Annotated in this window: 18 protein-coding genes; all 18 read right to left on the bottom strand. The window is 70.5% G+C overall.

The annotated features are described in order from the left end of the window. Nucleotides 1–123 precede the first annotated feature (123 nt). The 18 genes from RN02_RS16290 to RN02_RS16205 are packed head-to-tail and all read right to left on the bottom strand — an operon-like array spanning nt 124 to nt 15661. Nucleotides 124–1080, bottom strand: coding sequence for a PDR/VanB family oxidoreductase (locus RN02_RS16290; protein ID WP_043315333.1), 957 nt, complete (start codon nt 1078–1080; stop codon nt 124–126). Beyond that, on the bottom strand, nt 1077–1514 hold the full coding sequence (locus RN02_RS16285) for a RidA family protein (RefSeq protein WP_043315332.1): 438 nt from the start codon (nt 1512–1514) through the stop codon (nt 1077–1079). Before RN02_RS16285 ends, RN02_RS16290 begins: the two co-directional genes overlap by 4 nt. Next, a complete protein-coding gene (locus RN02_RS16280) occupies nt 1511–2542 on the bottom strand; it encodes an aromatic ring-hydroxylating oxygenase subunit alpha (RefSeq protein ID WP_043315330.1) in 1032 nt (343 codons plus the stop codon). The genes RN02_RS16285 and RN02_RS16280 overlap by 4 nt, the downstream gene beginning before the upstream one ends. Before the next feature lie 18 nt (nt 2543–2560). Then, entirely contained in the window at nt 2561–2782 is a 222-nt protein-coding gene (locus RN02_RS16275; protein WP_043315329.1) for a recombinase-like helix-turn-helix domain-containing protein, read from the bottom strand. A gap of 1 nt (nt 2783) precedes the next feature. Further along, entirely contained in the window at nt 2784–3101 is a 318-nt protein-coding gene (locus RN02_RS16270) for a hypothetical protein (RefSeq protein WP_043315328.1), read from the bottom strand. Between the two features lie 9 nt (nt 3102–3110). Next, nucleotides 3111–4253: an FAD-dependent monooxygenase gene (locus RN02_RS16265; protein WP_043315326.1), complete on the bottom strand. Its 1143-nt coding sequence runs from the start codon at nt 4251–4253 to the stop codon at nt 3111–3113. An 11-nt stretch (nt 4254–4264) separates the two neighbouring features. Beyond that, on the bottom strand, nt 4265–5233 hold the full coding sequence (locus RN02_RS16260) for a VOC family protein (RefSeq protein ID WP_043315324.1): 969 nt from the start codon (nt 5231–5233) through the stop codon (nt 4265–4267). Further along, nucleotides 5230–6717 (bottom strand): aldehyde dehydrogenase, encoded by a 1488-nt coding sequence (locus tag RN02_RS16255; protein ID WP_043315323.1) that lies wholly within the window; start codon nt 6715–6717, stop codon nt 5230–5232. Before RN02_RS16255 ends, RN02_RS16260 begins: the two co-directional genes overlap by 4 nt. Before the next feature lie 10 nt (nt 6718–6727). After that, entirely contained in the window at nt 6728–7531 is an 804-nt protein-coding gene (locus RN02_RS16250; RefSeq protein WP_043315322.1) for an aspartate dehydrogenase, read from the bottom strand. A 10-nt stretch (nt 7532–7541) separates the two neighbouring features. Continuing rightward, nucleotides 7542–9224: a thiamine pyrophosphate-binding protein gene (locus tag RN02_RS16245; protein WP_043315321.1), complete on the bottom strand. Its 1683-nt coding sequence runs from the start codon at nt 9222–9224 to the stop codon at nt 7542–7544. After that, nucleotides 9217–10014, bottom strand: coding sequence for an SDR family oxidoreductase (locus RN02_RS16240; protein WP_043315319.1), 798 nt, complete (start codon nt 10012–10014; stop codon nt 9217–9219). The genes RN02_RS16245 and RN02_RS16240 overlap by 8 nt, the downstream gene beginning before the upstream one ends. Beyond that, a complete protein-coding gene (locus RN02_RS16235) occupies nt 10011–10832 on the bottom strand; it encodes an IclR family transcriptional regulator (RefSeq protein WP_043315318.1) in 822 nt (273 codons plus the stop codon). Before RN02_RS16235 ends, RN02_RS16240 begins: the two co-directional genes overlap by 4 nt. A gap of 4 nt (nt 10833–10836) precedes the next feature. Then, nucleotides 10837–11673, bottom strand: coding sequence for an alpha/beta fold hydrolase (locus RN02_RS16230; RefSeq protein WP_043315316.1), 837 nt, complete (start codon nt 11671–11673; stop codon nt 10837–10839). A 19-nt stretch (nt 11674–11692) separates the two neighbouring features. Continuing rightward, nucleotides 11693–12226: a cupin domain-containing protein gene (locus tag RN02_RS16225; RefSeq protein WP_043315315.1), complete on the bottom strand. Its 534-nt coding sequence runs from the start codon at nt 12224–12226 to the stop codon at nt 11693–11695. Nucleotides 12227–12237: 11 nt separating this feature from the next. Beyond that, the gene (locus tag RN02_RS16220; RefSeq protein WP_043315314.1) at nt 12238–12999 is read right to left on the bottom strand and encodes an SDR family oxidoreductase; all 762 of its coding nucleotides are present in this window, start codon (nt 12997–12999) and stop codon (nt 12238–12240) included. 10 nt (nt 13000–13009) lie between these two features. Then, complete coding sequence (locus RN02_RS16215; RefSeq protein WP_043315312.1) at nt 13010–13783, bottom strand: ABC transporter permease; 774 nt, start codon at nt 13781–13783, stop codon at nt 13010–13012. 16 nt (nt 13784–13799) lie between these two features. After that, entirely contained in the window at nt 13800–14798 is a 999-nt protein-coding gene (locus tag RN02_RS16210; RefSeq protein ID WP_043315311.1) for an ABC transporter substrate-binding protein, read from the bottom strand. 20 nt (nt 14799–14818) lie between these two features. Next, nucleotides 14819–15661 (bottom strand): ABC transporter ATP-binding protein, encoded by an 843-nt coding sequence (locus RN02_RS16205; protein ID WP_152623772.1) that lies wholly within the window; start codon nt 15659–15661, stop codon nt 14819–14821. Nucleotides 15662–15705 lie beyond the last annotated feature (44 nt).

Genomic DNA, 15705 nt, shown 5'->3' with positions numbered 1-15705 from the left:
GGATCGGTGTTACGCGGATGCCCAGGCGTGGGGCGCGAGGGGCGAATCCGGTGCGTTGGGAAACGCCGGCAAAAACGCAAACGGCAGCCCAGGGGCTGCCGTTCTGCGCAAGGCGAGGAGAGGCTACAGGTCGAGCACCAGGCGCCGGCTGCGGCAACCGGAGACGCAGACCATCATCGACTGGTTGGCCGCGCGCTCGGCCTTGGTCAGCACGCCGTCGCGGTGGTCCACCTCGCCTTCCAGCACCTTGACCTCGCAGGAGCCGCAGACGCCCTCGCGGCAGCTGTAGTCGAGGTCGCAGCCCTGTTCCAGCAGCACGTCCAGCAGCACCATGCCGGCTTCCATGCGCAGGTGCCTGCCGCTCTTGCGCAGCTCCACCTCGTAGCTGTCCAGGGCGTCTTCCGCGGCGGCCTGCTCGACGGCGGCGAAGCGCTCGATGTGCGCGTTGGGGTAGCCCAGGGCTTCGCAGGTGCGTTCGAAGGCGTCGAGCATCGGCGTCGGGCCACAGCAGTAGAAGTGCGCGTCGGCGGAGCGACCGGCCAGGTAGGCGGCGAGGTCCGGCGGCACGCCTTTCTCGTCGTCGAAGTGCAGTTGCACCCGGGCGTCCAGGCCGCGCAATTCTTCCAGCAGCGCGGCCTCGCGGCGCGAGCGCGCGCAGTAGATCAGCTCGGCGGAGCGGCCGAGGGCGAGCAACTGGCGGAACATGCAGTAGATCGGCGTGATGCCGATGCCGCCGGCCACCAGCACGCTGTGACTGGCGCTGGCGTCCAGGGCGAAGTTGTTGCGCGGCGCGGAGATCTGCAGCTGGGTGCCGACGCGCAGGTTGTCGTGCACCCAGCGCGAGCCGCCGCGGCTGTTGCGGTCACGGAGGATGCCGACCACGTAGCGCCCCTGGTCGCTCGGCGAGTTGAGCAGCGAGTAGCTGCGCACCAGGCCATTGGGCAGGTGCAGGTCGATGTGCGAACCGGCCTCGAACGGCGGGAACCGGGTGTCGCCCCAGGGGCGCAGTTCCACGCTCATGATGCCTTCGGCCTCGTGGCGCAGGGTGTGCACCAGCGCCGGGATGGTTGCGTTGCTCATGGCTGTACCTCGGCGGTGCGCAGGTCGACGTCCAGGCGCGCGCTGGCCTCGATCTCGACGCGCAGTTCGGGGAACACCAGGCCGCTCACTGCCACCAGGGTGGAGGTGGGGTAGCTGGCCTGGCCGGCGAAGAAGTCGCGGCGGGCGCGGCCGACTTCGTCCTTGGCGGCGATGTCGGTGACGTAGACGGTCAGCCGGTAGAGATTGCCGACGTGGCCGCCGGCGGCCTCGACCAGCGCCCGGCACTTGCCCAGCACCAGCAGCGTCTGCTCGTAGACGCCCAGCGGCGCGCCGCGCTCGGCGGCCTCGCGGGTGGCGGGATGCCCGGTCATCCCGGACATCACCACTTCGTTGCCGATGCGCAGGGCGTTGGACCAGCTGGCGCCGGGCGCTTCCGCCAGCGCCTCGGCCCGTACCCGGACGACTGCGTTCATAGCTGCGTGGCCTCGATCAGTTCCAGCTGCTCCTTGGCCTTGCTCTTCAGGTAGCGGCGGATGCGCACCACGCCCAGGTCGTGCTGGTAGAGGTTCTCGCGCTGGTTGGCGTCCGGCTCCATATGTTCCAGCAGCACCCGGTCCTGCTCCAGCACCGCCCAGTGGCGCGCTTCCAGGCGGTTCTTGTAGAGGAAGCGCCAGGTGTCGCGCTGCCAGCCGGTGAGCGGCCGGCAGCGCCAGTGGAACACCGCGCACAGCTGCGGGCTGCTGGGCGTGTAGCTGCCGACGATGGTGAAGTTGCCGCCCGGGCCGCCGGTCTTCGGGTAGGGGATTTCCAGGCGCAGCCAGTGGCAGCCGTTGTCGACGAACTCGGTCCAGTCGAAGTTCACCCCGCGCTGGCCTTCCTTCTCGAAGAAGAAGCCCTGCTCGGTGTCGCGGGTGACGAACTTGGCGCTGGCCGCGCCTTCGCTCATGGAGTGGGACATCTTGTGCAAGTAAGTACCGTGCATCGGGTCCATGACGTTGTCGATGACGTAGCGGTAGTCGCCGCGCCACTCGGTGTAGCAGATGAAGCTGCTCCACTCGGGCGAGGTCAGCTGCTCGGGCAGCACCAGCTCCGGCGGGCTTTCCAGGTGCGGGTCGGCGGCGTTGTAGAGGAAGATCGCGCCGGCCGCCTCGCGGACGTGGAACATGCGCGTCGGGCGGCTGCCTTCGAGCTTGCAGCCAGGGCTGCCGGGGACCTTGGTGACGGTGCCGTCGCAGCGCACTTCCACGCCGTGGTAGGGGCACTGCAGGCGGTCGCCCAGCACCGGGCCGAGGGACAGCGGCGCGCCGCGGTGCGGGCAGTGGTCCTCGAGGGCGTGGACGCTGCCATCGTTGTCGCGCCAGAGGGCGATCTTGTAGCCCAGGCGGCGGATGGACAGCGGCTTGTCGCTCAGCAGGTGCGAGGGGAGGACGGGGAACCAGAGGTTCTTCAGGCCATTGGCCAGGATCTTCTCGACAGGATCGACGGTCAGTTGCGCGGTCATTTTCTCGTTCCTCGCCCGTTATTCGCCCAGGCGGGCCATCAGGGTCTTGTAGGCGTCTTCGGTCCACTCGCCGCTGGTCAGCGGGCAGGGCGGGCCGGCCAGGTTCAGGTGTTCCAGTAGGCTCGGCAGGTCGTGTTTGCCGGCGGCGTAGGCGCGCTCGATGGAGTCGCCCAGCAGGTCTTCGAAGGGCGTACTCGGGCGGCTGCGCGACTGGTGCGTTTCGTTGTAGGGCTCGGTCATTTCATTGGCCTCCATTGCGGACCCGTTCGCGGATGTTTTCGCGCACCGGGACGAAGTCGTAGGTCGGGTAGCATTCGCTGCGGAACACGCCCCAGGCGGAGCGCTCCAGTTCGACGTTGACGCGCGGCAGCAGCGCCGGCGGCAGGCGCAGGGTGACGATCTGGCCCAGGCCCATGGCCACGGTCCAGGAGACGATCTCCACGCCTTCGCCGGGGAAGCGTTCCCACCAGTCCATCTTTTTCATGTGGGCCTGGATGTCCTCCAGGTTCTTCGACTGGTCGTGGCGCAGCAGCACGGTCAACAGCAGGGTTTCGCTCATGCTCGTTCCTCAGGCCGCGTGGTCGACGGGGATGGCCCAGGCGTCGTAGCCGTACACCCAGTCGGCGTTGCCGCCGGCCTTGAGCCACTGGTTGCCGCGCGAGCCGATCTGGATCTGGCTGGCGCGTTCCAGGCGCGCGTCCTGATAGGCCGCGAGCGCCGCCGGGACCTGCGCCAGGTCGCCCACGCCGGCGAGCATGCGGCCGAGCACCACGGCGTCCTCGATGGCCTGGCCGGCGCCCTGGGCCATGAACGGCATCATCGGGTGGCAGGCGTCGCCGAGCAGCGCCAGGCTGTCGCGGGTCCAGTAGGGCAGCGGGTCGCGTTCGTAGAGGGCGGTCTTGAGCACTTCGTCGCAGGCTTCCAGCAGGGCGCGGGCGTGTGGGTGGTAGTGGGCGTAGCTTTCGCGCAGTTCCTCGACGCTGCCCTGGGTGGTCCAGCTTTCCAGGTGCCAGCTGTTCTGGGCGGTGGTGGCGAAGATGAAGATGTCGCGGCCGCGGTTGAGCGGGAAGGTGACGATCTGGCTCTGCGGGTTCGGCCCCCACCATTTGGTGAAGGCCTGGATGTGCGGCACCTGGGCGACCTTCACCGCCGGCACCACGGCGCGGTAGGCGACCACCCCGGTGAAGCGCGGGTGCTCCTCGCCGAACAGCGCGGCGCGCACCACCGAATGGATGCCGTCGGCGCCGATCAGCACGTCGACGCGGTCCTGGCTGCCGTCGGCGAATTCGATGTGCACGCCGTCGGCCTCCTGGCGCACGGCCTGGGCGCGCCGGGCGAAGCGCACGCGCTCCAGGGGGAAGGCTTCGGCCAGGGTGGTCAGCAGGTCGGCGCGGTGGATGGTCAGCTGCGGCGCGCCGTACTTGCGCTCGGCGGCATCAGCCATCTCCAGGCGCGAGGTTTCCTCGCCGCTGTCCCAGGTGCGGCTGATGCGGTGGGTGGGCCGCGCCGCGCTGGCGCGCACCGCCTCGCCGACGCCCAGGCCGTCGATGGCCTTGACCGCGTTGGGCGTCAGGTTGATGTCGGCGCCGACGCGCAGGAACGCCTTGGCCTGTTCGTACACTACGACCTCGTGGCCGGCGCGCAGCAGGGCGATGGCGGCGCACAGGCCGCCGATGCCGGCGCCGAGCACGCCGATCTTCAGCTTGGACATGGGCTTTCTCCTCAGCTCTTGTTCTTTTCGGTCAGGAATTTGCCTTGCGGGCCCTCGGCGCCTTTCTGCCGCCGGGTGACGCCGTCCAGGCCACCGGCGATGGCCCACTCGGCGAACACCGTGGGGCCTGGTTCGAAGCTGCGCGGCTGCCAGTCGCCGGTCAGTTGGTCCTCGTCGGCGTAGTACTCCACCAGGGCGCCGGCGGGGTTCTTGAAGTACCAGAAGAAGGCCGAGGACACCGGGTGGCGCCCGGGGCCGATCTCGGTGTCCCAGCCGCAGCGGGCGATGTGCATGCCGCCGCCGAACACCTCGTTGATGTCGCGCACGGTGAAGGCGACGTGGTTCAGCCCGGCGCGCGGCGCCGGCAGTTGGAGCATGAACAGGTCGTGGTGGCCGCCTTCCTCGGCGGTGCGCAGGAAGGCGCCGCGGCCGGGGTAGCGGTCCGAGGTCTGGAAGCCGAAGGCTTCGCGGTAGAAGGCTTCGCAGGCGTCGACGTCCTTGACGAAGAACACCACGTGGCCGACTTCCACCGGGGTGGCGCGCTCGTAGACCGGGCTGGGCTTGTTGATCCGCGCCTTGCTGTTCCAGGTGTTGTGCGCGCCGCATTCCTCCAGCACCAGCTCGCGCTTGCGGGTGACCTGCAGGCGGATCGCCAGGCCGTTGGGGTCGGTGCAGCCGATGCGCCCGCCGCCCTCGACGAAGCCCGGCGCCGTGGCGATGCGGCTGGCGTAGAGCGCCAGGTCGTCGGCGCTGGCCACGCCCCAGACCACCTCGCGCACCGTCGAGCCGGGCTCGATGGCCGGCGGCAGACCGGGCTTGTCCAGGGCGGCGACCACCACGCGGCAGCCGTTGAGGGTTTCGAAGACCACCTGGTCGGCTCGCTCGTCGACCAGGCTCAGGCCCCAGTCCTCGAAGAAGCGCCGGCAGCGCGGCAGGTCTTCCACGCCGTAGGTGATCTCGTCGATGCCAAGTACGCTCATGCTGTCGCTCCGGCCCAGGCGATGGGCTGCTGGTTGAGGCCCCAGTACAGGGCTTTCTGCTCCATGTACTGGAGGATGCCCAGGCGCCCCTTCTCGCGCCCCAGGCCACTGTCGTTCCAGCCACCGAAGGGGGTGGCGATGGAGAATTGCTTGTAGGTGTTGATCCACACGGTGCCGGCCTGCACGGCGCGGCCCAGGCGCCAGGCGCGCTGGAAGTCGCGGGTCCAGATGCCGGCGGCGAGGGCGTAGACGCTGTGGTTGGCCTGCTCGATCAGCTGGCGCTCGTCGTCGAAGGGCAGGGCCGCCAGCACCGGGCCGAACACCTCCTCCTGGCACAGGCGCGTATCGTTGCCCAGGCCGTCGATGATGGTCGGGGTGTAGAACCAGCCGCGCTCGTACTGTTGCCCTTGCGGGCGGCGGCCGCCGGCGAGCAGGCGCCCGCCCTCGGACAGACCGAGGTCGACGTAGCGCTCGACGCTCTCGCGGTGGCGCTCGCTGATCAGCGGGCCCATCTGCGTGGCCTCGTCGGCCGGGTCGCCGATGCGCAGGCGCTCGGCGCCTTCGACCAGGCGTTGCAGGAAGCGTTCGTACAGCGGCCGGGCGACGAACAGCCGCGAGCCGGCGATGCAGGATTCCCCCGAGCTGCTGAAGATGCCGTAGAGCACCCCGGCCACGGCGTGGTCGAGGTCGGCGTCTTCCAGGACGATGGTCGGCGACTTGCCGCCCAGCTCCATGGACACCGGCATCATCTTGTCCGCGGCGATGCGCGCGATGTGCTTGCCGGTGCTGGTGCCGCCGGTGAAGGACACGCGCTTGACCAGCGGGTGGCGGGTGATGGCGTCGCCGATCAGCGAGCCCTTGCCCGGCAGCACGCTGATCAACCCGGCCGGCACCCCGGCCTGGATGCACAGGCGCGCCAGGGCCAGGGCCGCCAGCGGGGTGATCTCCGCCGGCTTGATCACCACCGCGTTGCCGGCGGCCAGGGCCGGCGCCAGCTTCTGCGCCTCGGAGGCGATCGGCGAGTTCCACGGGGTGATGGCGGCGACCACGCCCATGGGCTCGTACACGCTCATGCTGAGGAAGTCGCCGCGCGAGGGGCTGATGCTTTCCTCCAGGGTTTCGCAGGCCGCGGCGAAGAACTGGAAGGTGCCGGCGGCGCTAGCCACCAGGGCGCGGGTCTCGCGGATCGGCTTGCCGTTGTCCAGGCGCTGCAGTTGCGCCAGTTCCTCGGCGTGCTCGCGGATCAACTGCGCCACGCGGTACAGCACCGCGGCGCGCTCGTGGGACTTGCGCTGCGCCCAGCCGCTGGCGAGGAAGGCGCGCTGGGCGCCCTGGATGGCTTCTTCCACGTCGGCCAGGCCGGCGGCGTGCAGGCGGGCGATGGGCGAGCCGTCGGCCGGGTAGTGGCTGGCGTACAGGTCGCCGCCGCCCAGGCGCCACTGGCCGGCGATGCAGATGGGTTGGATTGCGTCGAGATCGAGCATGGCGCTGTCCTCAGATGGAGACGGCGTGGGCGTGGTTGCCCAGCGCGCGGACGATGCTGAGCACGGTCAGCATCGAGGTCTTGGGGTTGGCCGCCAGCGGCTTGCCGCGCAGGGTCATCTCGAATTCGCCGAAGGCGCCGCGGGCCTGGTAGTGGTGCACGTTCTCCTCGCTGGTGGGGTCGGCGATCAGGCGCACGCGGGTGGCGTCCAGGCCCAGGCCGGCCAGCGACAGGGTGGCGGCGACGTTGGCGTTCTTCGGGTAGCGCGAGGAGGCCTCGCGGGCGCTGCCCTCGAAGATCACCGTGGGCTCGGTGAGGCCGTCGAGGTCGAAGCGCTCGTCGGCCGGCGTGCCCTTCCAGGCGCGGCTCGGCTTGCGCCCGCTGTAGACCACCGAGTCCAGCCCGGCGACCTTGGCCGCGGCCAGCGCGTCGATGCCGCCGATGGCCCCGGAGAGCAGTTCGACCTGGGTGCCGCCGCGCCGCGCGGCTTCTTCCAGGCGCGCGGCCAGGCCGTCCTCGGAGAGCGCGCCGATGGACACCAGCAGGCACGGGATGCCGCGTTCCAGGGCCGGGATCACGTGCTCGGCCAGGGCCGCGTGGCCGGCGCATTCCACCAGCAGGTCGGGGCGCCGGGCGTAGTCCAGGGCCTCGACGACGCGGGCCTGCGCGGCGATGCCGGCCAGGCGCTGGCGCGCCTGGTCGAGGTGGCCGGCCGGGACCACCACCTGGTCGAGCGCCAGGTCGCGGTCGTCCTTGAGCATTTCCAGCACGCTGAGGCCGATGGCGCCGCAGCCGATCATGGCGATGTGCAGCATGGCGGGGTCCTCAGGCCGTGGCCTTCTGGTGGCGGGTTTCCATGTTCGGCGGGCCGGCGAACTGCTTGGCGAAGTTGCCCACCGCGCACATGTCCACTTCCAGCAGGAAGGGGCCGTCGGCGGCGTAGGCGCTTTCCAGCACGCCGGCGAAGTCCGCCAGGTCCTTGACCAGCGCGTGGCGCAGCCCCACCGACTCGGCCAGGCGCGCGTAGTCCGGGGTGTGCAGGTCGACGTAGCAGTGGCGGCCGCCGTACACGGCGTCCTGGATGTTGCGGATCACGCCGTAGCGCTGGTCGTTCATCAGCAGGATCACCACCTTGGCCTTCTCCTGCACCAGGGTGGCGATCTCGCCCAGGTTGAGGATGAAGCCGCCGTCGCCGCACAGCGCGAAGACCTTGCGCTGCGGGGCGTTCTCCGCCGCCGCGATGGCCGCGCCTATGCCCATGCACAGGCCCTGGCCGATGCCGCCGCCGAGGGCGTGGATGCCGGCCTGGGGGTGGAACAGGTGGATCAGGCGGTTGCCCCAGATGCTGTTGGACAGGGTCACGTCGCGCACCCAGGTGAAGTCGCGGCCGGTCATGCCCTGCAGTTGCTCGACCATCGAGGCGTAGGGGCCGAGTTCTTCCAGCAGTTGCGCGCGCGACTGCTCGCGCACCTGGCGCAGTTCCTCGGCGAAGCCAGGCTCGACGTTCAGCCGGCCTTCCAGGCGCTCGGCCAGGCCGGCCAGGGCCAGCGCCGAGTCGCCGCAGATGAACAGCTCGCTGTTGTAGCAGCGGCCCTCGATGGCCGGGTTGGCGTCGATGCGGTAGGTCACCGGCGGCAGCTTCAGGGCGTACTTGAAGGTCTCGTTGCTGCGCAGCCGCGAGCCGGCCACCAGCAGGGCGTCGCAGCCTTGCAGGAAGGCTTCCACCCGCTTGTTCTGGGAGAAGGCGCCGAGGCAGCGCGGGTCGTCCTCGTTGACCACGCCGCGGCCCTGGGTGGAGGTGATGATGCCCACGCCCAGGTCCATCAGGCGCTTCACTTCGCGGCCGGCGTGGCGGGCGCCGCCGCCGAGCCAGAGCATCGGCCGGCGCGCGCTGGCCAGGCGCTCGGCGACGCGGTCCAGGGCCTCGGCGGTGGGCGCTGCGATCGGCACCGGCAGCGGCGCCAGGTCTTCGGGCATGGGGATGCAGGCGGACTGGATGTCGATCGGGATTTCCACGCTGACCGGGCCGGCCGGTGCGCTCAGGGCGGTTTGCACAGCGAGCTTGAGGGTGCTCAGCGCGGTCTCGGCGCTGCGCACGCGGAAGGCCGCCTTGGACACCGCCTTGAGCATCGCCAACTGGTCGCGGGCCTCGTGGATGTAGGCCAGGTCCTGGTCCAGGTAGGGCGTCTCGATCTGCCCGGTCAGGTGCAGCAGCGGGGTGCCGGCGGTGAGCGCCTCGACCAGGGCCCCGGCGGCGTTGCCGGCGGCGGTGCCGGTGGAGGTCAGGCACACGCCCAGGCTGCCGTTGGCGCGGGCGTAGGCGTCGGCCATGTTGGTGGCGCCGGCTTCGCCGCGGGCCATGACGAAGCGGATGTTGCCGCGCACGGCGAAGGCATCGAGGATCGGCATGTTGTGGATGGAAATCACCCCGAAGGCGGCCTTGACCCCGCACTGTTCGAGGAAGGCGGCGATGGCGGCGCCCACGGTGACCGAGTTTTCGTTACGCATGGCGGGACAAGCCTCCGGATACATCGATGTGGCTGCCGGTGGTGTAGGCCGACAGCGGTGAAACGAGGAACAGCAGGGCGTTGGCGGCTTCGCGCGGCAGGCCCAGGCGCCCCAGGGGAATCTGTTTGCTGCGTGCCAGTTGCGCGGTCCATTGCGCCCAGTCCAGCTCGCGTTCTTCGCGGGCCTCGAAGCGCCGGCGCCACTGGCCGGACTCCACCAGGCCGATGAGGATGCCGTTGACGCGGATGCCCTTCGGGGCGAACTCGACGGCCAGCGAGCGCACCAGGTTCTTCAGCCCGGCGCGGGCCGCCGAGGTGCAGACCATGTGCGGCTCCGGCTGGCTGGCGAGCAGCGAGTTGGTGCAGACGATGGCGGCGTCCGCCTGGCCTTCCAGCTGCGCCAGGAAGACGCGCACCGGGTGGATCACCGAGAAGAACTTCAGCTCCAGCTCGTCGCGCCAGGCTTCGTCGCTGGTCTGTGCGAAGGTGGAGACGCGGCCCTGGCCGGCGTTGCACACCAGCATGCTGGCGGCGCCCAGTTGCTGTTGGCACCGCGCGGCGAAGTCGCGCACCTGGCCGGCGTCGAGCACGTCGCAGGGGGCGGCCAGCAGGCGCGCGTCGGGGAAGCGCTGGCGCAGTTCGGCCTCGGCTTGCGCCAGGCGCCCGCCGTCGCGGCCGCAGAAGGCCACGGCGGCGCCGGCTTCCAGCAGCAGTTCGACGGTGGCCAGGCCGATGCCGGAGCTGCCGCCGGTGACCACGGCGACGCGGCCGCGCAGGTCGCACAGGCTCATGAATGCACCCTCTGCAGCGACAGGACGTTGGGGTTGGGCATGTGCCCGAGCAGGCCGGAGAGTTCTTCGGCGCTGTTGCGCACCTGGCGCACCAGCGGCTCCAGCAGGTGCTCGGCGATGCGCGTGGCGGGGATGGTCACGCCCATGGCGGCGCAGACGCGCCCGGTGTGGTCGCGCACCGGCGCGGCGACGGTGGAGATGCTCGCCTCGAAGAAGCCTTCGCTCAGCGCATAGCCGCGCAGGCGGTCGTTCTGCACCAGGTCGAAAAGCTCCTCGGTGTTGCGCGGGGTGCCCTCGGAGAAGCGCTCCAGCTGCTTCTCCGGGTACAGCTCGCGCAGCGCGGCGAGGTCCAGGTCTTCCAGGAGGATGCGCCCGAGCACGGTGGCGTGGGCCGGCAGGCGGGTGCCGACGTTGACCGCGCTGGTGAGGATCGACGGCGGCGAGATCTTCGCCACGTAGACGATGTTGCGCCCGTCGCGCACCACCAGGTTGCAGGAGTAGCCGATGGCGTCGCACAGGCGGCGCAGGATCGGCTGGCCCAGCTCGGTGAGTTCCAGCGAGGCCAGGTATTCGAAGCCCAGGCGCAGCACCGCCATGCCCAGGCGGTATTCGTTGCCGCTGCGGGTGACGAAGCCCAGGGCCTCCAGGGTGGCCAGCAGGCGGAAGATGGTGGTGCGCGGCAGTTGCAGGCGGCGCGCCAGTTCCGGGGCGGTGAGGGTGCGGTCGTGGCGGGTGAACTCGCCCAGCAGTGTCAGGCCGCGTTCCAGCCCCGGAACCATGTAGCGTTCCTGGTTTTCGGTGAGGGTGTCGGTACTCATGGTTTCAGTCCTTGTCGAGGAAGCGGACGAGGTGTCCGGCCAGGGCTTCGGGGCATTCGATGGGGCTGGCGTGGCCGGCGCCGGGGACGAGCTGGAAGGGCGCCGCCAGCGCCGCGGCGACTTCGCGGCAGGCGGCCGGCAGAGTGATGCCGTCCTCGCTGCCGCACAGCACCTCGACGGGCACCGGCGGGCGGCCCAGGCGCAGCAGGTCGTCGCCGCACAGCAGCTCCACCGCCTGGCGGTAGCCGTGGGGCTTGAGCCGCGCCATGTTCCAGCGCACCCAGGCCAGCGCCTCGGCGCTGGGGCTGGCGCCGAGCATGGCCGGGGCGCGGCGTTCGGCGAGGCCGGCGATGCCCTCGCTGGCCAGAGCGGCCAGGCGCCGGCTGCGCACCGCCTCGCCTTCGGCCGGGCGCGCGCCGTAGCCGCGCGCCGGGCTCAGCAGCAGCAGGCGGGCGACGCGCCGCGGCTCGGCGTTGGCCAGGGCTAGGGCGGTCAGCGCGCCCAGGGAATGCCCCAGCAGCACGCAGCGCTGCACGTCCAGCGCGTCCAGCAGCTCGCGCAGGCGCTGCATGTAGGCTTCCGCCCGCGGCGCAGCTTCGGGCAGCGGCGTGGATTCGCCGTAGCCGGGGGCGTCCCAGGCGATGAGCCGCGCGTGCGCCTTCAGGCACTGCGCCAGCGGCAGCCAGGAGGCTGAGCCTGAGCCGATGCCGTGCAGCAGCACCAGCGCCGGGGCGTCGGCCGCGCCGGCCTCGCGCCAGGCGCTGACGACCTCGCCGTGGCGCGCCAGGCGCTGCGGGAAGTCGCATTCCAGGTCGGCCTGCCAGGCGGCCGCCGTGCTCATCGCCGTCATCGTCCGGCCCTCAGCGCTTGATGCTGGCCAGCGGGTGCTCTGGCGGGTAGGTCGGGGTGATCGGCTTCTTCGCCCCGAGCATCACGCACATCAGCGCGTCCTCGTCGCCGATGTTGATTTCCTCGCGGTACACGCCCGGCGGCACCGAGATCACGTCGCGGTCGCCGAGGATGGTCTCGAAGCGCTCGCCGTCCTTCTCCAGGATCACCTTGAGCTTGCCGCGCAGGACGAAGAACACCTCCTCCACATCGACGTGCAGGTGCGGCGGGCCTTCATGCCCGGCCGGGATGACCATGGTGGAGAAGGTGAAGTGCTCGGAGGGGATGGTGTTGTTGTCGGCGTTCACCCCGGTGCCGCCGGTGCCGATGTAGCGCATCTGCGCGCGGCGGTACTTGGGGTCGTAGTCGGCCTGGAACTTCAGCGCGTTCCAGTCGTACTGGCGGGTGGAATAGCGCGCGATGCGCGAGTTGCACCACTGCTCGAAGCTGGCGCCGGCCGGACGTTCCCAGCTCTTGGGTTGTTGTTGCAGGTTGAGATCGGTCATCGGTTTTCTCCTCAGAGCATGACGAACCCGCCGTTGACCGGCAGGGTCTGGCCGGTGACGAAGCGGGACAGGTCGGACAGGGCGAACAGCACGGCGCCGCTCACGTCCCCGGGCAGCTGCGCGCGCTGGATGGCGCGCTGGCGGCGGTACAGTTCGTGGCGCTCGGCGGGGACGTAGGCGGTGGCCTCGACCTCCACCAGGCCGGGGGCGATGGCGTTGACGGTGATGCCGTCGGCGCCCAGCTCGCGCGCCAGGGTGCGTGTCATGGCGATCAGCGCGCCCTTGCTGGCGGTGTAGGCGAGCAGGTTGGGCGCGCCCCACAGCGGGGTGTCGGAGGCCAGGTTGACGATGGCGCCGCGGCCGCTTGCGCGCAGCGCCGGCAGGCAGGCGTTGGTCATCAGCCAGGCGCCGCGCACGTTGACCTGCATGACCAGGTCCCAGGTGGCGATGTCCAGCGCCTCGCCGGGCTTGCCGCCGGAGTTGGTCACCGCGGCGTTGTTGACCAGGCCGTCGAGGCCGCCGAGGCGTTCCACGGCGGCTTCCACGCAGGCGGCGATGGAGTGCGGTTCGCGCAGATCGAGGGCCAGGCCGTCGACCGGCAGCCCCTGCTCGCGCAGGTTGGCAGCGGCTGCCTGGACCGCGTCGGCGCGCAGGTCGGCGATTGCCACGCGAGCCCCGGCGCGGGCCGCCGCTTCGGCGAAGGCCAGGCCCAGGCCGCCGGCGCCGCCGGTGATGAGCACGCGGCGCCCTTGCAACAGGTTGCTTGCAGTCATGGGTGCGTCCTCAGGCGGTGGCCAGGTTGGCCTTGGGCAGGTAGTGCAGGACGCGCTTCTCGGCCCAGACCACCGCGGCGTAGGCGAGCACGCCGATCAGCGTCAGCGCGACTATGGTGACGAACACCCCGGCGGTGTTGCCCTGGCCCTCGGCGTCCACCAGCAGGAAGCCCAGGCCCTTGTTGCCGCCGACCAGCTCGCCGACGGTGACGCCGATCACCGCCAGGGTGGAGGCGATGCGCAGGCCGGAGAACAGCGCGCTCATCGCCGAGGGGAACTCCACCAGGCGGAACAGCTGCCAGCGGTTGGCGCTCAGGGCGCGGACCAGGTTGATCATGTCCGGGTCGACGGTGCGGATCGCCGAGAGCACGTTGATCATCACCGGGAAGAACACGATGAGGATGGCGATGAGGATCTTCGGGTACACGGTGTAGCCCAGCCACATCACGAACAGCGGGGCGAAGGCCACCTTGGGGGCGATCTGCAGCGCCAGGATGTACGGCGAGAGCATGGCCTCGGCCGACGGCGACAGGCCCAGGGCGACGCCGATGACCACTCCCAGCAGGGCGCCCAGGGCGAAGCCGACGATGATCTCCAGGGTGGTGATCAGGCTGTGCTCCAGCAGGTTGCCGGCCTGCCACATGGCCACGGCCTCCCGGGCCACGCGGGTGAGGTTGGGCAGGACGAACTCGGGCATGCCGAGCAGGCCCGGGCCCCATTGCCAGAGGGCGAGGAAAACCACCAGCAGCGCCAGGCTGCCGGCGCTCGAACGGGAAAGCGTCATGTGCGACTCCGGGTGCTTACTGTTGCGCCAGGCGGGCGGCGTTGGCCTCGACGAAGCGGTTGGTGTAGAGCTCGGCCAGCGGGGTGGTGCGCGGCACTATCTTTTCCTCGACGTAGAAGCGCGCGACCTGGGCCAGGCGCTGCTCGTCGATGTGCCCGGGGACTGCCTGGCCCGGGTACACGTGCTCGTCGTAGAGCCGGAAGATGCGCTCCAGCGAGGCCTCCTTGCCCTTGTAGGCCGGCACGGCGGCGGCGAAGGTGGCGGCGGCGCCCTTGGGGTCGGCCATGATGTCGGCCATGCCCTTGAGGGTGGCGCTGACCACGCCCTGGACCACATCCGGGTGGTTGGCGATGGCGTCGTCGGAGGCGAGGATGGCCTGGGCCATGCTCTCGAACACCTGGTCCTGGGGCAGCAGCCTGGCCTTCAGCCCGGCGTCCTCGGCGTTGACGAACCAGTCCGGCACCCCGGCCATGGCCTGCGCCTTGCCGGCGGAGAACAGCTGCCAGACGCCGGCTGGACCTGCGGCCTGGATGTCCACGTCGTCGCGGCCCAGGCCGGCCTTGCGCAGCGAGGCGAGCAGGGCGTAGTAGGTGGTGTCGGAGTAGGACATCACCGTCAGGGTCTTGCCCTTGAGCGCCTTCACCGAGTCGATGCCACTGTCGGCGCTGGCCGCCAGCAGGGTCACGCCGCCGCCGCCGAGCACGGCCACGGCCTTCACCGGCACGCCGTTGGCGCGCACCACGATGGGCGTGTCGCCGATGGCGCCGCCGACCAGGGCGTTGCCCGAGCCGATCTGCTTGGCCACGTCGACGCCGCCCTTGCCGGCTAGGAAGGTCACCTTGAGGTTCTCGGCCGCGTAGTAGCCCTTCTGCTGGGCGATGACCCAGGGCGCGAAGGCCGGCGAGCTGGGCGGCGCCGGCAGCAGGTAGGTGACCTCGGTGGGCGCGGCGCTGGCGGCGCAGGCGCACAGGGCGAGCAGCGGCCCGGCGAAGCGGGAGAGCAGGGTGTTGCGCATGAGCGGGTCCTCGTGCGGGGTCAGTGGAGAAGGTCGTCGCCGACTTTCAGCAGGTCCATCAGGCGCCCGACCAGGGGGCCGGCGCCGGGCAGCTTGCGGCGTTCCAGGGGGTTGTCGCGGTGCGGCAGGTCGACCTCGATCTCCTCGATGATGTTGCCGGGGCGGGCGCTCATGACCAGGATGCGGTCGGAGAGGGCAATGGCTTCCATGAGGTCGTGGGTGATGAACAGCGCGGTCTTCTGCTGCTCATAGAGCATCTGCGCCAGGTCCTGCTGGAGGATCATCTTGGTCTGCGCGTCGAGGGCCGAGAACGGCTCGTCGAGGAACAGCACCTGCGGGTCGATGGCCAGGGTGCGGGCCAGGGCCGCGCGCTGGCGCATGCCGCCGGAGAGCTGGAACGGGTAGTGGTCGCCGAAGCCGGCCAGGTGGCACTTGTCGATCAGCCGCTCGGCCACCGCGCGCCGCTGCGCCGCGGCCACGCCCTGGATCTCCAGGCCCAGCTCGACATTGCGGCGGATGCTACGCCAGGGCATGAGCAGGTCCTTCTGCAGCATGAAGGCGACCTTGGCCACTGGCTTGACCACGCGCTCGCCGCCGACGAACACGGCGCCTTCGCTGGGGGTATAAAGCCCGCTGCCCATGTTCAGCAGGGTGCTCTTGCCGCAGCCGGAGGGGCCGATGATGGAAACCACCTCGCCCTTGCGGATGCTGAAGTTCAGCCCGCGCACGGCGAAGGGCGCATCGCGCTCGCCCTTCTTCGGGAAGCACTTGCCGACGTTCTCGAAGACGATCTCCACGTCGGCCGGCCGCGCACCTTCCTGGCGACGCATGGAGTCGGTTCCCCGTTCTACGACGGCGTACATCTCTTGGGTGGCAGCCATGTTCCTCATCTCGCTTTGTTTCATAT

Origin of the sequence: Pseudomonas sp. PI1, from assembly GCF_000812405.1 — a bacterium.
Lineage (GTDB): Bacteria > Pseudomonadota > Gammaproteobacteria > Pseudomonadales > Pseudomonadaceae > Pseudomonas > Pseudomonas citronellolis.
This window is presented reverse-complemented; position numbering and strand designations above follow the sequence as displayed.

Coding starts and splice junctions, on each gene's coding strand:
- RN02_RS16205 (WP_152623772.1), bottom strand. CDS start 15,661: ATGTACGCCGTCGTAGAACGGGGAACCGACTCCATGCGTCGCCAGGAA.
- RN02_RS16230 (WP_043315316.1), bottom strand. CDS start 11,673: ATGAGCACGGCGGCCGCCTGGCAGGCCGACCTGGAATGCGACTTCCCG.
- RN02_RS16250 (WP_043315322.1), bottom strand. CDS start 7,531: ATGCTGCACATCGCCATGATCGGCTGCGGCGCCATCGGCCTCAGCGTG.
- RN02_RS16235 (WP_043315318.1), bottom strand. CDS start 10,832: ATGAGTACCGACACCCTCACCGAAAACCAGGAACGCTACATGGTTCCG.
- RN02_RS16245 (WP_043315321.1), bottom strand. CDS start 9,224: ATGCGTAACGAAAACTCGGTCACCGTGGGCGCCGCCATCGCCGCCTTC.
- RN02_RS16240 (WP_043315319.1), bottom strand. CDS start 10,014: ATGAGCCTGTGCGACCTGCGCGGCCGCGTCGCCGTGGTCACCGGCGGC.
- RN02_RS16215 (WP_043315312.1), bottom strand. CDS start 13,783: ATGACGCTTTCCCGTTCGAGCGCCGGCAGCCTGGCGCTGCTGGTGGTT.
- RN02_RS16255 (WP_043315323.1), bottom strand. CDS start 6,717: ATGCTCGATCTCGACGCAATCCAACCCATCTGCATCGCCGGCCAGTGG.
- RN02_RS16280 (WP_043315330.1), bottom strand. CDS start 2,542: ATGACCGCGCAACTGACCGTCGATCCTGTCGAGAAGATCCTGGCCAAT.
- RN02_RS16225 (WP_043315315.1), bottom strand. CDS start 12,226: ATGACCGATCTCAACCTGCAACAACAACCCAAGAGCTGGGAACGTCCG.
- RN02_RS16285 (WP_043315332.1), bottom strand. CDS start 1,514: ATGAACGCAGTCGTCCGGGTACGGGCCGAGGCGCTGGCGGAAGCGCCC.
- RN02_RS16265 (WP_043315326.1), bottom strand. CDS start 4,253: ATGTCCAAGCTGAAGATCGGCGTGCTCGGCGCCGGCATCGGCGGCCTG.
- RN02_RS16260 (WP_043315324.1), bottom strand. CDS start 5,233: ATGAGCGTACTTGGCATCGACGAGATCACCTACGGCGTGGAAGACCTG.
- RN02_RS16220 (WP_043315314.1), bottom strand. CDS start 12,999: ATGACTGCAAGCAACCTGTTGCAAGGGCGCCGCGTGCTCATCACCGGC.
- RN02_RS16270 (WP_043315328.1), bottom strand. CDS start 3,101: ATGAGCGAAACCCTGCTGTTGACCGTGCTGCTGCGCCACGACCAGTCG.
- RN02_RS16275 (WP_043315329.1), bottom strand. CDS start 2,782: ATGACCGAGCCCTACAACGAAACGCACCAGTCGCGCAGCCGCCCGAGT.
- RN02_RS16290 (WP_043315333.1), bottom strand. CDS start 1,080: ATGAGCAACGCAACCATCCCGGCGCTGGTGCACACCCTGCGCCACGAG.
- RN02_RS16210 (WP_043315311.1), bottom strand. CDS start 14,798: ATGCGCAACACCCTGCTCTCCCGCTTCGCCGGGCCGCTGCTCGCCCTG.